Source organism: Chloracidobacterium thermophilum B, from assembly GCF_000226295.1.
Taxonomy (GTDB): domain Bacteria; phylum Acidobacteriota; class Blastocatellia; order Chloracidobacteriales; family Chloracidobacteriaceae; genus Chloracidobacterium; species Chloracidobacterium thermophilum.
This window is the reverse complement of record NC_016025.1, coordinates 396,940-411,203: the sequence shown is the minus strand read 5'-3', so window position 1 is coordinate 411,203 and position 14,264 is coordinate 396,940. Positions and strand designations below refer to the sequence as shown.

At 61.8% G+C, this 14,264-nt stretch carries 14 protein-coding genes; 8 read left to right on the top strand and 6 right to left on the bottom strand.

Translation table 11 applies throughout. The features are described 5' to 3' along the window. Positions 1-35: 35 nt before the first annotated feature. On the top strand, positions 36-1,040 hold the full coding sequence (gene trpD, locus CABTHER_RS12790) for an anthranilate phosphoribosyltransferase (RefSeq protein ID WP_081464927.1): 1,005 nt from the start codon (positions 36-38) through the stop codon (positions 1,038-1,040). Positions 1,041-1,131: 91 nt separating this feature from the next. Continuing rightward, positions 1,132-2,304 (top strand): ferritin-like domain-containing protein, encoded by a 1,173-nt coding sequence (locus CABTHER_RS12785; RefSeq protein WP_014101079.1) that lies wholly within the window; start codon positions 1,132-1,134, stop codon positions 2,302-2,304. A 55-nt stretch (positions 2,305-2,359) separates the two neighbouring features. Here CABTHER_RS12785 and CABTHER_RS12780 read toward each other — a convergent pair whose 3' ends face one another. From CABTHER_RS12780 to CABTHER_RS12755, 6 genes are all read right to left on the bottom strand, one after another. Further along, the gene (locus CABTHER_RS12780; RefSeq protein ID WP_014101078.1) at positions 2,360-2,737 is read right to left on the bottom strand and encodes a SaoD/DsrE family protein; all 378 of its coding nucleotides are present in this window, start codon (positions 2,735-2,737) and stop codon (positions 2,360-2,362) included. Positions 2,738-2,844: 107 nt separating this feature from the next. Continuing rightward, entirely contained in the window at positions 2,845-3,786 is a 942-nt protein-coding gene (locus CABTHER_RS12775; RefSeq protein WP_014101077.1) for an NAD-dependent epimerase/dehydratase family protein, read from the bottom strand. After that, a complete protein-coding gene (locus CABTHER_RS12770) occupies positions 3,783-4,403 on the bottom strand; it encodes a class I SAM-dependent methyltransferase (protein ID WP_014101076.1) in 621 nt (206 codons plus the stop codon). Before CABTHER_RS12770 ends, CABTHER_RS12775 begins: the two co-directional genes overlap by 4 nt. Before the next feature lie 9 nt (positions 4,404-4,412). After that, entirely contained in the window at positions 4,413-5,780 is a 1,368-nt protein-coding gene (locus CABTHER_RS12765; protein WP_014101075.1) for an AsmA family protein, read from the bottom strand. Further along, entirely contained in the window at positions 5,777-6,505 is a 729-nt protein-coding gene (gene rnc, locus CABTHER_RS12760; protein ID WP_014101074.1) for a ribonuclease III, read from the bottom strand. Before rnc ends, CABTHER_RS12765 begins: the two co-directional genes overlap by 4 nt. Positions 6,506-6,586: 81 nt before the next feature. Beyond that, positions 6,587-7,573 carry a hypothetical protein gene (locus CABTHER_RS12755; protein ID WP_014101073.1) on the bottom strand — a complete coding sequence of 329 codons (987 nt, stop codon included), beginning with the start codon at positions 7,571-7,573 and terminating at the stop codon, positions 6,587-6,589. A gap of 336 nt (positions 7,574-7,909) precedes the next feature. On the opposite strand from CABTHER_RS12755, the gene CABTHER_RS12750 reads away from it, so the two are divergent. From CABTHER_RS12750 to CABTHER_RS12725, 6 genes are all read left to right on the top strand, one after another. After that, the gene (locus CABTHER_RS12750) at positions 7,910-9,079 is read left to right on the top strand and encodes a hydroxymethylglutaryl-CoA reductase (RefSeq protein WP_014101072.1); all 1,170 of its coding nucleotides are present in this window, start codon (positions 7,910-7,912) and stop codon (positions 9,077-9,079) included. A gap of 119 nt (positions 9,080-9,198) precedes the next feature. Next, positions 9,199-9,648 carry a hotdog fold thioesterase gene (locus CABTHER_RS12745; RefSeq protein WP_014101071.1) on the top strand — a complete coding sequence of 150 codons (450 nt, stop codon included), beginning with the start codon at positions 9,199-9,201 and terminating at the stop codon, positions 9,646-9,648. Positions 9,649-9,749: 101 nt separating this feature from the next. Then, positions 9,750-10,895, top strand: a complete 1,146-nt coding sequence (locus CABTHER_RS12740) for a hypothetical protein (protein WP_014101070.1) — start codon at positions 9,750-9,752, stop codon at positions 10,893-10,895. Between the two features lie 136 nt (positions 10,896-11,031). Beyond that, positions 11,032-11,571, top strand: a complete 540-nt coding sequence (locus tag CABTHER_RS12735; protein ID WP_014101069.1) for a hypothetical protein — start codon at positions 11,032-11,034, stop codon at positions 11,569-11,571. Between the two features lie 255 nt (positions 11,572-11,826). Next, entirely contained in the window at positions 11,827-12,294 is a 468-nt protein-coding gene (locus CABTHER_RS16160; RefSeq protein WP_187288473.1) for a CBS domain-containing protein, read from the top strand. A 93-nt stretch (positions 12,295-12,387) separates the two neighbouring features. Beyond that, a complete protein-coding gene (locus CABTHER_RS12725) occupies positions 12,388-14,241 on the top strand; it encodes a 2-oxoacid:acceptor oxidoreductase subunit alpha (protein WP_014101067.1) in 1,854 nt (617 codons plus the stop codon). Positions 14,242-14,264 lie beyond the last annotated feature (23 nt).

The following is a 14,264-nucleotide window of genomic DNA, read 5'->3' as shown; positions in this document are numbered from 1 at the left end:
GCTTCGTAGTTTGCCTGTCTCCAGTTGCCAGCCCGATGCCGGACCGCCGGGCAGGCTGGAGTCAACAGAAGAAGATGATGGATGAGACCCTGGCCAACCATCTGGCCGCGCTGCTTGCTGGTCGCCTGAGTGAAGCGGAAACCGATGCGCTGCTGGCATCGTTGACGCCCGACACCGCAACGTTTGAGCAATTCACCACGCTCATTGCAGCCGTCCGCGCCACGGCCTGCCCCCTGCCGGAGCTGGCTGAGCCGGTCTTTGACTGCTGCGGCACGGGCGGCAGCGGTCGGCCGCACTTCAATGTCTCAACCACGGTGGCTTTCGTTCTGGCAGCCGGGGGCGTGCGCGTGGTCAAGTTCGGCAACCGCGCTGCCACCAGTACGAGCGGGAGCTTTGACCTGCTCGAACAGCTCGGCGTCCCGGTCGAGTATCCGCCGGAGCGGCTCCCGCGCCTGCTCGATGCCACCAACCTGGCGTTTCTCTACGCACCTCAGTGTTACCCGGCGCTCAAGGCTGTGGCGGCGGCGCGGCGGCGGTTCGGGCGTCCGACCCTTTTCAACTACATCGGCCCGCTGCTGCATCCTCTGCATCCCGGCCGGCGCGTCATGGGGGTGTCGCACCCACGCATGCAGGCGTTCATTGCCCAGTGGCTAGCGACCGACCCACGAACACACCGGGCGGTCGTGGTGCGCGGCCACGAAAACCGGGACGAACTGACGCCGGTCGGAACCTCCGTCCTGTATGAAGTGACGCCCCGGCGGATTGACAAACGCTCCTGGACACCGCTCGACCTGCCGTGCGATGTAGAAGCTCAGCCCTACACACCAGAGGCCAATCTGCGGCAGTTCCAGGACATCGTGACGGGACGGGATACCGTTTCGGCCGATTACCACAGCGTACGGCTCAATGCCGGCCTTGGGTTTGTGGCCGCCGGACGGACGGAAACGCTGGCTGACGGTGCCGCCTGCGCGGCCGAACTTCTCGCCAGCGGAGAGGTTCAGCGCCAGGTGGAAACCTTTTTGGCACACGTGCACAGGTGAAAGCGTTTGCTCTTGTGGGCGTGGGGCCGTAACCTTCACGCCTGTGATGGCCCCCGTCACGACCGTCCGTCACAAGGGAGGCACGTCGCTTATGTTGCGTCTGCCTACGCGCGAGGCTGTCCTGTCTGAGCTGGATGCGCTCATGCAACAGGGCGCTTTACTGTACCAGGCTACGGCCAATGGCAATGTTCGGGTACTGGCGGGGCTGCTCGGCCCGGCCTACCGTGGTCTGATTCAAAAACGCGGCAAACGGGAAGACACCACGGCGTTGCCGGTGGGGTATCCGGCCAACTTCGACTGGCGTTACGAACGCAATCAGCCCGAAATTCGTCGTCTGACCGAAGCCGCCAAAACCGCCCAGTGGAATGCCACCACCGATTTGGACTGGCAGCGTCTTGTCGATCCGTTTCATCCCGACACTGTGCTGCTGCCGGAGAAGTTTCACCCAGCCTACTGGCTTCCGCTCTGGTCAAAGCTGACCGAACACGAGCGCCGGGTGCAGCTCCACGCGCTGACAAGCTGGCTGCTCAGTCAGTTTCTGCACGGCGAACAGGGGGCGCTCTACGCGGCGGCGCTGACCACAACGGCCGTGCCATGGCTCGATGCCAAGCTCTATGGCGGCACGCAGGTGATGGATGAAAGCCGTCATGTCGAGGCGTTTCACACCTATCTGACGACGAAGCTGGAAAAGCTCTATGACATCAACGACAACCTCTACGTCGTCATTGATGCCCTGATGACGGATTCGCGCTGGGACGTGAAATTCCTGGGGATGCAAATCATGATCGAGGGGCTGGCCCTGGGGGCTTTCACCACGTTGCGCCAGTTGTCGGGCGAGCCGCTGCTGCGCGACCTGCTCAAAATGGTCATCACGGATGAAGCCCGCCACGTCCACTTCGGCGTACTCGCGCTGGGCGAGTTCTACCTTCGGGAGGTCAGTGAACGTGAGCGCCGGGACCGTGAAGACTGGGCGTTTGAAATGGCCGTGCTGCTGCGCAACCGGTTCCTTCTGCACGAAATCTACGATGAGCACTTTGCCCATCGCCTGCGCCGTGCGCAGTGGAACCGGCTGGTGCTCCACTCGGACATGATGGCCATGTTCCGGCGGACGATGTTTCGCCGCATCATTCCCAATCTCAAACGGATTGGGCTGCTCAGCGACCGCATTCGTCCGCACTACGCACAACTGGGACTGCTGGCCTTTGAGCACGAACGTCCGGCGACGGAACTCACGGCCGCCGACCTTCTGGAAGACACCGTGTGAACCTTCCACACCACAGTCTCAGCCACATCGGCCGTTGATGGGGTGGGGGCCGGGCTTACAGCGTGATGACGTAGTCGGGTGGATTTCCGGCCAAAGCCGCATAGAGCTGCGGAAAACACCCGGCTACGACGCCTTCAACCAGCCCCTTGGCTTTGACCTGTCCCTTGCCGCACTGCTCGAAGTTGCCTTCAGCCAGGTTGCGGCGCACCGCGCACTGGTCACACACCATCAGCAGGATGCCCTGTTCCTTGGCGAGGCGCGCCAGCCGCTCACCCACGGGGTCACCCTGCCGGAGGCAGAACAAGTTGTCATCAAAAAACATCATTCCGACGACCTGTGCGCCGTGTTCTCCGTCTTCGAGCTGCGGCAGGATCATCGTCGCCAGTTTGAAGGTGCTGGCCATGTTGGTGGCAAAGACGTAGGCAACTTTCATGAGCGTGCATCCAGAGTACGGGTGTGTTTTGTGTTCAGGAAAAATACGATTTTATACGCAGTCAGGCAAGAGGTCGCGCCGTCTGTGGCTGGCCGCGAACCGGGCAGCTAAAGGCGGGGTGTCTGGTGAACCAGTTCGCGCAGCCCGGTTTCAAAATCCACCTGGGGCGCATAACCCAGCAGGCGCCCCGCTTTGGCGATGTCGGCGCAGGAGTGGGCGATGTCGCCGGGCCGCGGTGCAGCGTGGACAGGGTTGAGGTCGGTCCCAAACAGCGCATTGAGCTGCTGCACAAGCCTCTGAAGGGAAATCTGCCGTCCGCAGGCGATGTTGAACACTTCGCCCTGGAAGCGCCCCGGAGCGTTCATAGCCAGCAGGTTGGCCTGTACGACGTTGGCAACGGGGGTGAAGTCCCGGGTGGCCGTTCCGTCGCCGTAGATGGTCGGCCGCTCGCCGCGTGCCATCACCTGGACAAACCTGGCAATGACGCCGGCGTACTGATTGTTTGGGTCCTGGCGCGGCCCAAAGACGTTGAAGTACCGCAGGCACAGCGTATCCATGCCGCTCAAGGCTGCGTAGGCGGACATGTAGCCTTCTCCGGCCAGCTTGGTTGCCGCGTAGGGACTCAGCGGCCGTGGCGGCATGGTCTCCACCTTGGGAAGAGTTGGTGTGTCGCCGTAGATGCTCGATGAAGAGGCGTAAATGACGCGCCTGACGCTGCCGGCCCGGGCTGCGGCAGCGAGCAGCGTCAGGGTGGCGACTTCGCCGCAGCGTTGGGAGGTGAACGGGTCCTGGACGGAGCGGGGCACACTGGGCAGCGCTGCCTCGTGGAAAATGACTTCCACGCCGGCTACAGCCTGCTGCGCCGTTGCCGGGTCTTCCAGCGCGCCTTCGATGAACTCAACCTCGGCCGCGACAGCCGCCAGATTGTGCCGAAAGCCGGTGATGAGGTTGTCCACGACCCGGACGCGATGGCCGTCCCGGACGAGCCGTTCGACCAGATGGCTGCCGATGAAGCCGGCGCCGCCGGTGACGAGACAGCGGATGCTCATCGCCGCCTCCCGATGACAGCATAGAGGGGATCACCAGTGCCGGGGCTACGGTCAAGGGTGTGAATGTCGTCCCAGACGCCAGCCGCCCGAAAGAAATTCTCGACCAGCCGACAGCGCCCGGCATCGTCGAGCATCAGCCAGATGGCAATCGCCTTGGTGGGAAAACAGCGGTTGGAAAAGGTGACGACCAGCGGCCCGCCCGGACGCAGGACCCGCCCGATGTCGCGCAGTACGGCTACCGGATCGGTGAGATAGTCAATGGAAACGCACAGACCGGCGGCATCGAAACTGGCATCGGCGAGAGGCAGAACCGGCTTGGTATTCAGATCGTGAACGACCCAGTCCGTCAGCCGGGGATTGGCCGCCAGCTCGGCGGCATTCATCCCAATGCCAGTGACCTGCCGGTAGGTCACATCTTCCGGCAGGTGGCTGACCCAGCTTGAACAGACATCGAGGATGTCGCCGCCGGGAGGAAAATACTCACGGTAAAGCTGCGTGACAGCAGCGATGGCTCCGGCGTCAATGTGGGTGACGAAGCGCGGCAGGCTGTAGAACCGGGCATCCGGCGTTTCATCCCAACGTCGGAAGGCCTCGGGCGGCAGGTTGAGATGGCTCATAAGCTGAGGTTACAGCGAAAGGCTGATGATTTCGACGACCGGCCGCTCGAACGTACCGGTGACACGGACCGGAATCATCTGCCGCTCACTCAATGTTCCAAAGAAGGGGAGCCGGCTGGCGCTGCGTCCCGTAACGAAGTTCAGCGGGAAGCGCAGGTCGAAGTTAATCTGCGCCGGGCGCTCGGCCAGGGAAATCACACCTTGGCCAAAAATCTGGCGGTTTTCGGCGATGGTGCAGGTGAGTCCGTCAAGCCTGACGGTTGTGCCTTCCAAGGCAAAGCGGAAGACGAGTTCCCGGAAGGACAGCCCTTCGCTGGTTGAGGGCAGCCCGGATTCCGTTCCCAGCAGGCGTTCCTGCAGGGGGCCCAGGTCGAAATCGCCCAGACGCATGGGCAGCGCAGGGGGGGCGAGTGTCCGTCCAATGGCTCCCGGCCGGAGGCGGGGGAAGCACCCTTCACGCAGATCGCCATCGCCGGAGCCGGACAGTCCCTCGAAGTTTCGTGTCTCGTAGCGGTACTGTCCTGCGATGTCGAGCCGGAATGTCCCCTGACCGGTCACAGCCGCTGTTTCCGGGGGGGAAGCCAGCTTTTCAGTTGCAATGTTGGTCAGGCGGCCGGTGATGGCAAAGCCAAGGTGTTCCGGGGCAAAGGTCAGGCGTACGGCACTGGCTTCGAGTGTCCCGTTGAGCCAGTTGGCCGTGGTCTGGCGCAGGGTCACGTCACGTCCCTGCACACGTCCTTCGGTGTTCAGGCGCTCGAACCGGAAGGGCGTGTCGGGCCAGGACAGGCGGCTGTTCTGAACGGCCAACTGCTCAATGCTGAACGGTTCTGCATTGGTGTCAGTTGGAGTATCGGCGGCAGGGCGCAGCATCAGTTCCGGGTGATGAAAAGCCCGGCGTGACGGTGCGGACAGGCTTGCGGGCAGATGGGGTGCGGATGGTACGGGCAACAGCCGCCACTGGCCGGACGGCCCGGCAGCCGTACCGGTTGAAAGCTGCAAGTCCGCTTCGACCAGGTGCAGGTGGGTAAAGGTCGGGCGGCGACGGAACAGGTTGAGCCAGCCAATACCAAACTCACCCTGCCGGATGGTTCCTGTCAGCCGGGCCTCCGGGCGGTTCTGACCCAGAGTGACGTTTTCAACGACAATCGTCAGCGGCAGAAACGAGGTGGCCCTGGCGCTGGCTACCTGAACCGGTGTGCCGAGCGCCCGGCTCAGAAGTTGCTCCAGTTGGGGAATGAGCCAGCCAGACGGGATAAGGTGCGGTGCAACGAAAAGGAGTAGCAGGAGAACAGCCGCGGCTGCGGCCGCGGTCCCGAGCAGAAGTGGCCATCGGCGCCGCAGGGATGAAGCGGGGGCGTTTTCCCTGGCCGTGGTCATGACGTTTCAACCTCGGCTTTCAACTGCTGAAGCGCCATAGCCGCGGCTGCCTGCTCGGCGGCCTTGCGACTTGGCCCGCGCCCTTCGCCCAGACAGTGGCCCTCAATCGTGACGACGACGTGAAACGTCGGTTGGTGGGATTGACCTTCGACGGCAATGGTTTCGTAGCAGGGGAGCGGTCGGCGGTGCAGACGGAGCCAATCCTGAAGTGCCGTTTTGGCGTCGAGTGCGGCAATGTGGGCAAAGTCGAGCGCGGCAACCTCATCGGCGAAAATGCGCCGTACGGCATCGGTGGCGACGGCGATGCCGCCATCGAGGTACAGGGCGGCCACAACGGCCTCGAAGGCGTTTTCCAGGAGCGTCGTCTTGTGGCGTCCGCCCTGTTGTTCCTCGTTGCGGCCGAGGCGCAGGGCTTCACCCAACCCAATGCGCTCCGCCGCCTGGGCCAGTTGGGCGGAAGCCACGAGGTGCCCCTTGGCCCTGGCCAGATCACCTTCGCTGGCGGTGGGGAACTGCTCGACAAGCCAGGCACAGATGATGAAACCGAGCACGGCATCGCCAAGGAATTCGAGGCGCTCGTTGTGGGGCGTGGGTGGGTGCTCCAAGGCGTAGGAGCGGTGGGTCAGTGCCTCGGCAAGCCATTCGCGGCGGGCAAACCGGTGGCCCAGCCGGGTTTCAAGCTGGGCCATGAGGTGTTCAAAAGTCTGGTTGCCACGTTTTGGCATGCGGCGGATACGGGTTCAGGGTGGCACTCAGAAGCGCCCGTCGCTGAACGGGGCCTGCTGGTGCGTCCAGGCCAAAGCCTTTCACGGCTGGCAGGCGGATTTGAAGCCAGCCATGAACTCCTCCATTCCGTCCTTTTTGCCGTCGTTCCAAATCTCGTAAGCCTCTTCCATTTCCTTGCGGGCGTTGGCGACGATAGCCTTGTAGGTGTCTTTGTTCGGGGAAGCTTCGGCCACGAGAATGCCACGGGCGAAAAACTCGGCTGCCTTTTTGGATTCTTCCTTGGCTTCCTGCAGAAGCTTCTGTCCTTGTTCACCGCTTTGTACTTCGGCCGAGAGCTTGTTGAAGGCGTTGGCTTTGTCGTCATACCGCGCGTTGTGGATTTGGCCGAGCAGGAAATAGACATCGGGATAGGCGTCGCACTTGGCTTCGATGACCGCCAGCAGGGATTTTTCCGCTTGGTCATATTGCTTGGCAGTGAAGTGGGCAAAGGCTTCAATCCGGTGGAGATAGGCCACAAACCCCGGCTTGACCTTGTCCCAGGTTGTCGTCTTGGAGTCGTAGAGCAACGCTTCGCTCCGGTTGTCCTCAACGATGAGTTTGCGGGCTTTGGTGGCATATTTGGCGGCTTCCGCCCACGCCCCGGCGGCCTCCGGCTTCACGCCCTGTTTGAGGGCCTTGGTTTCAGCCAACGTCGTCAACTGAAAGGCAAAGAACAGATCGGTTTCGGGGACGGAAGCCACGTATTCATCGGCAATTTTGACGGCATTGGCCATGTCGCCGGCCTCTTTGTAGCGGGTAAACAGGGCATAGCGGGCGGCATTGACTTGTCCCTGAACGTACTTGACATACGTTGGAGTCGGGTCGGACTCAAAGAAGGCGCGCGCCAGTTCAAGTTTCTTGACCGGGTCCGGCTCCGCCTCAATTTTCTTGTAGTCGTCATATTCCTTGCGCTGCTTGGCAGCATTGTCCTGGGCAGACACCCCGGCAGCGGTGTAAGCCAGGGTGGTGGTACTTGTTGCCCCGGCGGCAAGTGCGAGGCTGAGGACGGCAATCGAAACGGTCTTCATGGCAAGTAGGCTCTCCTTGAAGTGGTTCGGTAAGTGTTTGGGATGGCAGCCCGAACGGGCAGGCACGGGCTGGTTCCGGCGATCAGACACGTTGCGTTTTTCTCGTCTCTGGGGTCAAACTCGTGGGTTGAACGAAACCGGTAATCCAGCCGAAGCAGTGATGCTGACAAGCCTGCTTGGGTTTGTCAAACGGGGACGAACGTGGGAAAGTGGTGACTGCTGACGGCCGTCCGTGCGTACTTCAGGGTTGACGCACCGAGGCGGTAAGGTATAACGCGCGCTAATCACGTATGCGCTCCCACACATCGAAATTCTTTCCGAAGGAGAATCCAGACTATGGCTTCTGTGCGCGTTCCGTACAGTAAAGAAGATGACTATGCCGATGAAATCATTCGGCAACGGCAGGAACTGGCCGAGCAGTACCTGGGTGAGCCGTTCCAGCATGTCAACCGCTATTCGTTCGACCCGCATGTTTGCCGTGGCAACATCGAAAGTTTCATCGGTGTGGCGCAGGTGCCGATTGGTCTGGCCGGGCCGATTCTCATCCACGGGGAGCATGCCCAGGGGGAGTTTTTGATCCCACTGGCTACGTCCGAAGGGACGCTCGTGGCAAGCTACAACCGGGGCATGAAGGCCCTGACCATGGCGGGGGGCGTCCTCTGTACGGTGACAGCCGACCAGATGCAGCGCGCACCGGTCTTCATTTTCCAGAATGCCCGCGATGCCCGTGATTTTGCCGACTGGCTGCGGGAACATTTCAGTCAGGTCAAGGCGGCCGCCGAATCCACGACCCGCGTCGGGAAGCTGCTCAATATCGAGTTTTACCAGGCGAACAAGTTTCTCTACACGCGCTTCAACTACTCGACCGGGGATGCCGCCGGGCAGAACATGGTCGGGCGGGCAACGTACGTTGCCTGTCAGTGGATTGTGCAGAACAACAGCAAAGTCGTGCGGTGGTTTCTGGAATCCAACTTTGCTACGGACAAGAAAGCTTCGCAGATCAACAGCATCATGACGCGCGGCAAGCGCGTCACGGCGGAAGCGACCATCCCCGGCGATCTGCTCCGGCAGGTGATGCGCACTTCTCCCGAAGCTCTCCACTACCATTTTCAGGTTCAGTCCATCGGCGGATTCCTGTCGGGCGTCAACAACAACGGCGCGCATTCGGCCAACGGCGTGACGGCGATGTTCATCGCCACCGGGCAGGATGTTGCCAATGTGGCCGAGTCCTCGGCGGGCATTCTCTACTGCGAGCGTACGCCGGATGATGCTCTTTATCTCTCCATCACGATTCCGTCGCTCATTGTCGCCACTTACGGCGGGGGAACGGGGCTGCCAACCCAGCGGGAGTGCCTGAAGTTGCTGGGCTGTGATGGGCCGGGTAAGGTCAACAAACTCGCCGAAATTGTGGCGGCGGTCGTCCTGGCCGGTGAGCTTTCGCTAGCCTCGGCCATCAGTTCGCACGACTGGGTATCGAGTCATGAACAGTATGGGCGCAACCGCTGAACCTTGCTAAGGTGCAGGTCCGGGCCGGTCGCCACGCGCTGTAGCGGCTGAATCTGTCTGGCACGGGTGGGCGCCGGCTCTGTGACCTGCCATTTTCCCTGAAACGACAGTCACCGCCTATGAGTGAATCACAACTGGCCGTGTTCCCGCCGGACGCCTCACCTGCTGCGCTGAGTTCGGCGCGGTTTGGATTGGCAGCGCACTTGGGAATTGAATTTGTGGAAGCCACACCAACCTACCTGCGGGCGCGCATGCCCGTGGATGAGCGGACGAAGCAGCCCTACGGCCTGCTGCACGGGGGTGCCTCTGTGGCGCTGGCCGAGACGATGGGCAGTGTCGCCTCGCATCTGGTGTCCCCGGAGCGGATGGTGGTTGGGCTGGAAATCAATGCCAATCACCTCCGTGCCGTGCGGGAAGGCTTTGTCTATGGGACGGTAACGGCCCTGCACATTGGGTCGAGTACCCATGTCTGGGACATCCGAATCCGGGATGAGGAAGGGCGGCTGGTGTGTGTCAGTCGCCTGACTGTCGCCGTGCTCAACCGTCCGTCCCCGCCGCCCGTGGTCTGAAATTACTGTCCCGAATCCCGTTGGTGACACGGTACACACCTTGCCGGGTGGCAGGGGTGGAGTGCCATGTCCCGGCCGGGCTTCGGTTGGGGTCTGACTGTATGCCCAAGAAAACCAAAGCTCAAAAACTGCGGGCGCAGCAGCGCCAAAGCAGTGGTGGACGCCAGGTGACGACTGGTGGCACAGGCACTTCCCCGGTGGGCCCCCGTATGGCCTGGGGACGTTATCTGGGGCTGCGTTTTTTGCTCCATGCCACGCCGGTTGAAGCCAATCACACCGGGGATGACGGCAACCAGGCCGGGGAGTCCTGTGCTGACGAACAACCGGCAGCGTCCGGGCTTCAGGACGTTGCCCTGCTGTGCATTGACGAACTCCGGGACGGCATCATCAAGGTGTTTTTTGAGCGTCTGCCGGTGGAAGAACTCGACCGGCGCATGCGCGAAGCCCCCTTCCCCTGGTTGCCGGCCGACCGGCTTCAGGCGGCGCGGGTGATTGCTTACGGGCAGCGCATCAATGACTACATTGGCAAAGCACCCCCGGACAACTTTGCCGACTTTCTGGCGCGGCTGGGTGAACTCCCGGAAGTGTCACTGCCGCCGGGCGTCTTTTTCTGTCCGGTGTCCGATGATCCCCTGCCCGGTGTCTATGCTGAGCAGATCAAAAAAAATGCCCTGGGTGGAGTGGATGCCTACTACATTTCGGACCGCGCCCAGCGCAAGCAGCTTGGCGCGCGCCATCCGCGCTACGCGCTGCCGCAGCACGTCCGCTACCGGACGGCCATGTTGGAGTCAGAGCGTCTGACCTGGCGGCCCGAAGGGTGGGACACGCCGGTGCGCGCCATTCCGCTTGAAGGCATCGAGGATGCCGTCGGGCTGGCGCTGACCCAGGACCTTGTCCGTGGAACGGTGTTTTCCATCGAGCGGCACATTGCCGATGCGGCCGTGCCCAATCCCTTCATCACTGATGCCGATGTTGAACAGGCGCTGCTGATGGCCCAAACGGCTGCCGCAGCCGGAGAAGACCCGCCGCTGGAGCATCCTTCCGCTTCCGTGGCTTTCATCCTGCAGGCAATTGACGAGGGACTGGCGCTGTGCCGGCAGATTCACCGGGAGAACGTCGAGCGTGAAATGGAAGCCGCCGTTGTCGTGCGCGCCTTTGATGGTTGTCTTCAGAACCTGCGCCGTCCGCGCGGGGTGACGCCGGGGCCGCGGGCGTATATTGAATACCTGGCACTGACCCTGCGCTAGCGCCGGGTCAGGCGCTGAACCGGTGTGGCGCAGACGGCAGGCTGTCGTCAAAAGTCGTTGACTTTGTGCGGGGTGGGCGGCACAACTCACCTGTGACCCGAAGGGCAAAGGTCGGGAAGGGAAGCGGAGGATCAGTATGAAACGTGAATCATACCTGCTGTCAAACGGGCGGAGCATTGTCTTTACGGACCGGAAGCTGTGGCTGACCCGCAATGGCGAGCTGTCCGACGTACTGAAGTCGCTGCTGGCAGTTGGTTTTGCGGTCGTGTCATTTGTGACGACCATGGCCGCGGCTGCAGGGCTGGCGCAACAGGTTTCCCTGCTGGGTGTGCTGTGTCTCATCGCCGGCAGTGCCGGGTTGTACACCACGTGGCTGTTTTTCCGGCAGGCGATGGGTGCCATTGCCGGGTTGCCTGAACTTGTGCTGGAGCGGTCGGGAGACCGGCTGACGGTGTTCGGCACCGACTATGACCTGTCCACAGCACGGTTCTTTGGCGCGTGGGGGGTGGTGGGCATCCGCCAGGGGGAGGTGGACATCCCGCTTCTGAAGGGTCTCGATGCAGATGAGGCCGACTCGTTGGCGGCGCACCTCAACGCGACGTTGCTGGGGGATGTGACCGGGTTGGCTACAGAGTCTGCTCTGGCGGCTGAGCCGCGTCTGCCGGCCCAGGCCTGAGAAATTCCACGTTGTCACCAGTCCAGGCGCCAGGCTGGACCCCGCGTGACGAGGACGTTGCGGCTGTGCCGGGTGGAAGCCGCATTCTGAGCCGGCCGTTCGGGCCGGTTTTTTCAACGGTGGCATTGCCAAAAGTAAGGTTTCTCACATAGCATCCAAGGCAACAGTGGCCAGAAGGCGGTTGTTGCCCACGGCTTGTGACATCCCACTTTTGGAGCACGGCGCAGGCCGTGCATGGCGCCGCAGGTTGTCAGTATGTCTCTCGAACACATCATTCAGGACTGGAAAGTGCGGCATCTGGAGCCTTCGCGCCCGGTCATTGTCGCCCCGGATACGTCGTTGGCGGAAACCATCACGGCCATGATGGCCGAACGGGCGGGTTATGCTTTCGTCTGTGAAAACGGCTCCCTGCTTGGCATCGTGACCGAACGTGATTACCTGCTCAAGGTGATAGGACTGGGCGTTGAGTACACAGCACCAGTCAAAGACTTCATGACGCCCAATCCGACGACCATCCGGGAAGATGCCACCATCGTCGAAGCGATGCGTCTGATGGACGCCGGGAACTACCGGCATCTGCCGGTGCTCGACGCTGAAGGTAGGATTCTGGGAGTGATCTCGACCCGCCACATCATCAGCTTTATCGTCGAGCACTTTCCCCGCGATGTGGTCAACCTTCCACCCAAACTCGACCAGAAGAGCCTGACCGTTGAAGGCGGTTAGGGCTGTGGCCGCTTGTGCCGGGGCAGCGCCAGCGGCCCGTCCTGGTCTCATCATTTACGCTCAAGATTTACGCTCAAGGCGGAGTAGATTCCGATGTCATCCACGGCCATTCTCGGCAATACTGAAGAAAAAGTTCAGGAAGTGACTTCCGTCACCGTTCGCTTTGCCGGCGATTCGGGGGATGGGATGCAGTTGACAGGAACCCAGTTCACCAACACGGCAGCGTTGCTCGGCAATGACATCAGCACGCTGCCGGATTTTCCGGCCGAAATTCGCGCGCCACAGGGCAGTCTCCCAGGGGTTTCCGGTTTTCAGGTCAACTTTTCGAGCATGGACATCCGTACGCCGGGGGATGAGCCGGACGTGCTGGTGGCCATGAATCCGGCGGCGCTGAAGGTCAACCTGCCGGATTTGCACGAAGGTGGAATTCTCATCGTCAACGAAAACGAGTTCATCAAGTCCAACCTTGACAAGGCCGGCTACACCTCGAACCCGCTGACGGATGGCTCTCTGAAGGGCTACCGGCTGATTTCGATTCCCATTACCGACCTGACCTACAACGCGCTGGCCGAGATGGAGATGACCAAGCGCAACAAGGAGCGGTGCAAGAACTTCTTTGCGCTGGGCATTGTGTTTGCCCTGTTTGACCGTCCGCTGGAGCCAACCTACCGGTGGATTGAGGAGAAGTTTGGGGCAAAGCCGGAAATTGCGGAAGCCAACCGGCGGGCCCTGAAGGCTGGCTTTGACTACGCTGACACCACCGAGATTTTCACGACGCACTACCGGGTGCGGAAAGCTAATCTGCCGCCAGGGAAGTACCGCAAAATTACCGGCAACGAGGCAACGGCGCTGGGGTTTGTCACGGCTTCTGAGCTGGCCGGACGACCGCTGTTTTACGGCAGCTATCCGATTACACCGGCTTCGGACATCCTGCACGAGCTGTCCCGGCTCAAGAATTTCGGCGTCAAGTCCTTTCAGGCCGAAGACGAAATCGCGGCCATGGGGGCGGCCATTGGCGCGGCCTTTGCCGGGCACATTGGGCTGACCGGAACCAGCGGGCCCGGAGTGTGTCTCAAAAGTGAAGCCATCGGTCTGGCGGTGATGACGGAGCTGCCGGTCGTGATCATCAACGTCCAGCGCGGTGGCCCTTCGACGGGTCTGCCGACCAAAACCGAACAGGCAGACCTGCTTCAGGCGCTGTACGGGCGGCACGGAGAGTGTCCCGTCGCGGCTGTGGCGCCGGCTTCACCGAGTGATTGTTTCACCATGGCAGTTGAGGCTGTCCGCCTGGCCGTCACCTTCATGACGCCGGTCTTTTATCTTTCGGACGGCTACATTGCCAACGGTGCCGAGCCGTGGCGGATTCCAGACCTTTCCGAACTGCCTGCCATTCGGGCCGTGCTGCGTCAGGACCCGACGGGTTTCCTGCCTTACGACCGGGATGAGCAAACGTTGGCGCGGCCCTGGGCGGTGCCAGGGACGCCGGGACTGGAACATCGCATCGGCGGTCTGGAGAAGCAGCATCGCACGGGCAATGTCAGCTACGACCCGGCCAACCATGACTTCATGGTGCGGCTGCGGGCGGAAAAAATTGCCCGGATTGCCAACTTCATTCCCGACCTGGCTGTGGAAGGCGACCCGGAAGGGGACTTGCTGGTGCTGGGGTGGGGCGGCACCTACGGGGCGATTGCCACTGCCACTGAGGAGTTGCGCCGTCAGGGCTACCGCGTGTCCAACGCCCACCTGCGCTATCTCAATCCCTTCCCGCGCAATCTGGGTGACGTGCTCAAGCGTTTCAAACGGGTGGCCGTTGCCGAACTCAACCTGGGACAGCTCAACCTGCTCATCCGGGGCACCTTTCTGGTGGACAGCGTGAGCATCAACAAGGTAGCCGGCAAACCGTTCAAAATCTCGGAACTCATCACGCGCTGCAAAGCCTTGCTGTGACGTGAGTCGTGACTTTACCGGCG

What these genes read in the sequence shown, in the direction of transcription:
- CABTHER_RS12775 (WP_014101077.1), bottom strand. Translation starts at nt 3,786, where the DNA reads ATGAGCATCCGCTGTCTCGTCACCGGCGGCGCCGGCTTCATCGGCAGC.
- CABTHER_RS12750 (WP_014101072.1), top strand. Translation starts at nt 7,910, where the DNA reads ATGGCTTCTGTGCGCGTTCCGTACAGTAAAGAAGATGACTATGCCGAT.
- CABTHER_RS12755 (WP_014101073.1), bottom strand. Translation starts at nt 7,573, where the DNA reads ATGAAGACCGTTTCGATTGCCGTCCTCAGCCTCGCACTTGCCGCCGGG.
- rnc (WP_014101074.1), bottom strand. Translation starts at nt 6,505, where the DNA reads ATGCCAAAACGTGGCAACCAGACTTTTGAACACCTCATGGCCCAGCTT.
- CABTHER_RS12745 (WP_014101071.1), top strand. Translation starts at nt 9,199, where the DNA reads ATGAGTGAATCACAACTGGCCGTGTTCCCGCCGGACGCCTCACCTGCT.
- CABTHER_RS12740 (WP_014101070.1), top strand. Translation starts at nt 9,750, where the DNA reads ATGCCCAAGAAAACCAAAGCTCAAAAACTGCGGGCGCAGCAGCGCCAA.
- trpD (WP_081464927.1), top strand. Translation starts at nt 36, where the DNA reads ATGCCGGACCGCCGGGCAGGCTGGAGTCAACAGAAGAAGATGATGGAT.
- CABTHER_RS16160 (WP_187288473.1), top strand. Translation starts at nt 11,827, where the DNA reads ATGTCTCTCGAACACATCATTCAGGACTGGAAAGTGCGGCATCTGGAG.
- CABTHER_RS12725 (WP_014101067.1), top strand. Translation starts at nt 12,388, where the DNA reads ATGTCATCCACGGCCATTCTCGGCAATACTGAAGAAAAAGTTCAGGAA.
- CABTHER_RS12735 (WP_014101069.1), top strand. Translation starts at nt 11,032, where the DNA reads ATGAAACGTGAATCATACCTGCTGTCAAACGGGCGGAGCATTGTCTTT.
- CABTHER_RS12765 (WP_014101075.1), bottom strand. Translation starts at nt 5,780, where the DNA reads ATGACCACGGCCAGGGAAAACGCCCCCGCTTCATCCCTGCGGCGCCGA.
- CABTHER_RS12785 (WP_014101079.1), top strand. Translation starts at nt 1,132, where the DNA reads ATGTTGCGTCTGCCTACGCGCGAGGCTGTCCTGTCTGAGCTGGATGCG.
- CABTHER_RS12770 (WP_014101076.1), bottom strand. Translation starts at nt 4,403, where the DNA reads ATGAGCCATCTCAACCTGCCGCCCGAGGCCTTCCGACGTTGGGATGAA.
- CABTHER_RS12780 (WP_014101078.1), bottom strand. Translation starts at nt 2,737, where the DNA reads ATGAAAGTTGCCTACGTCTTTGCCACCAACATGGCCAGCACCTTCAAA.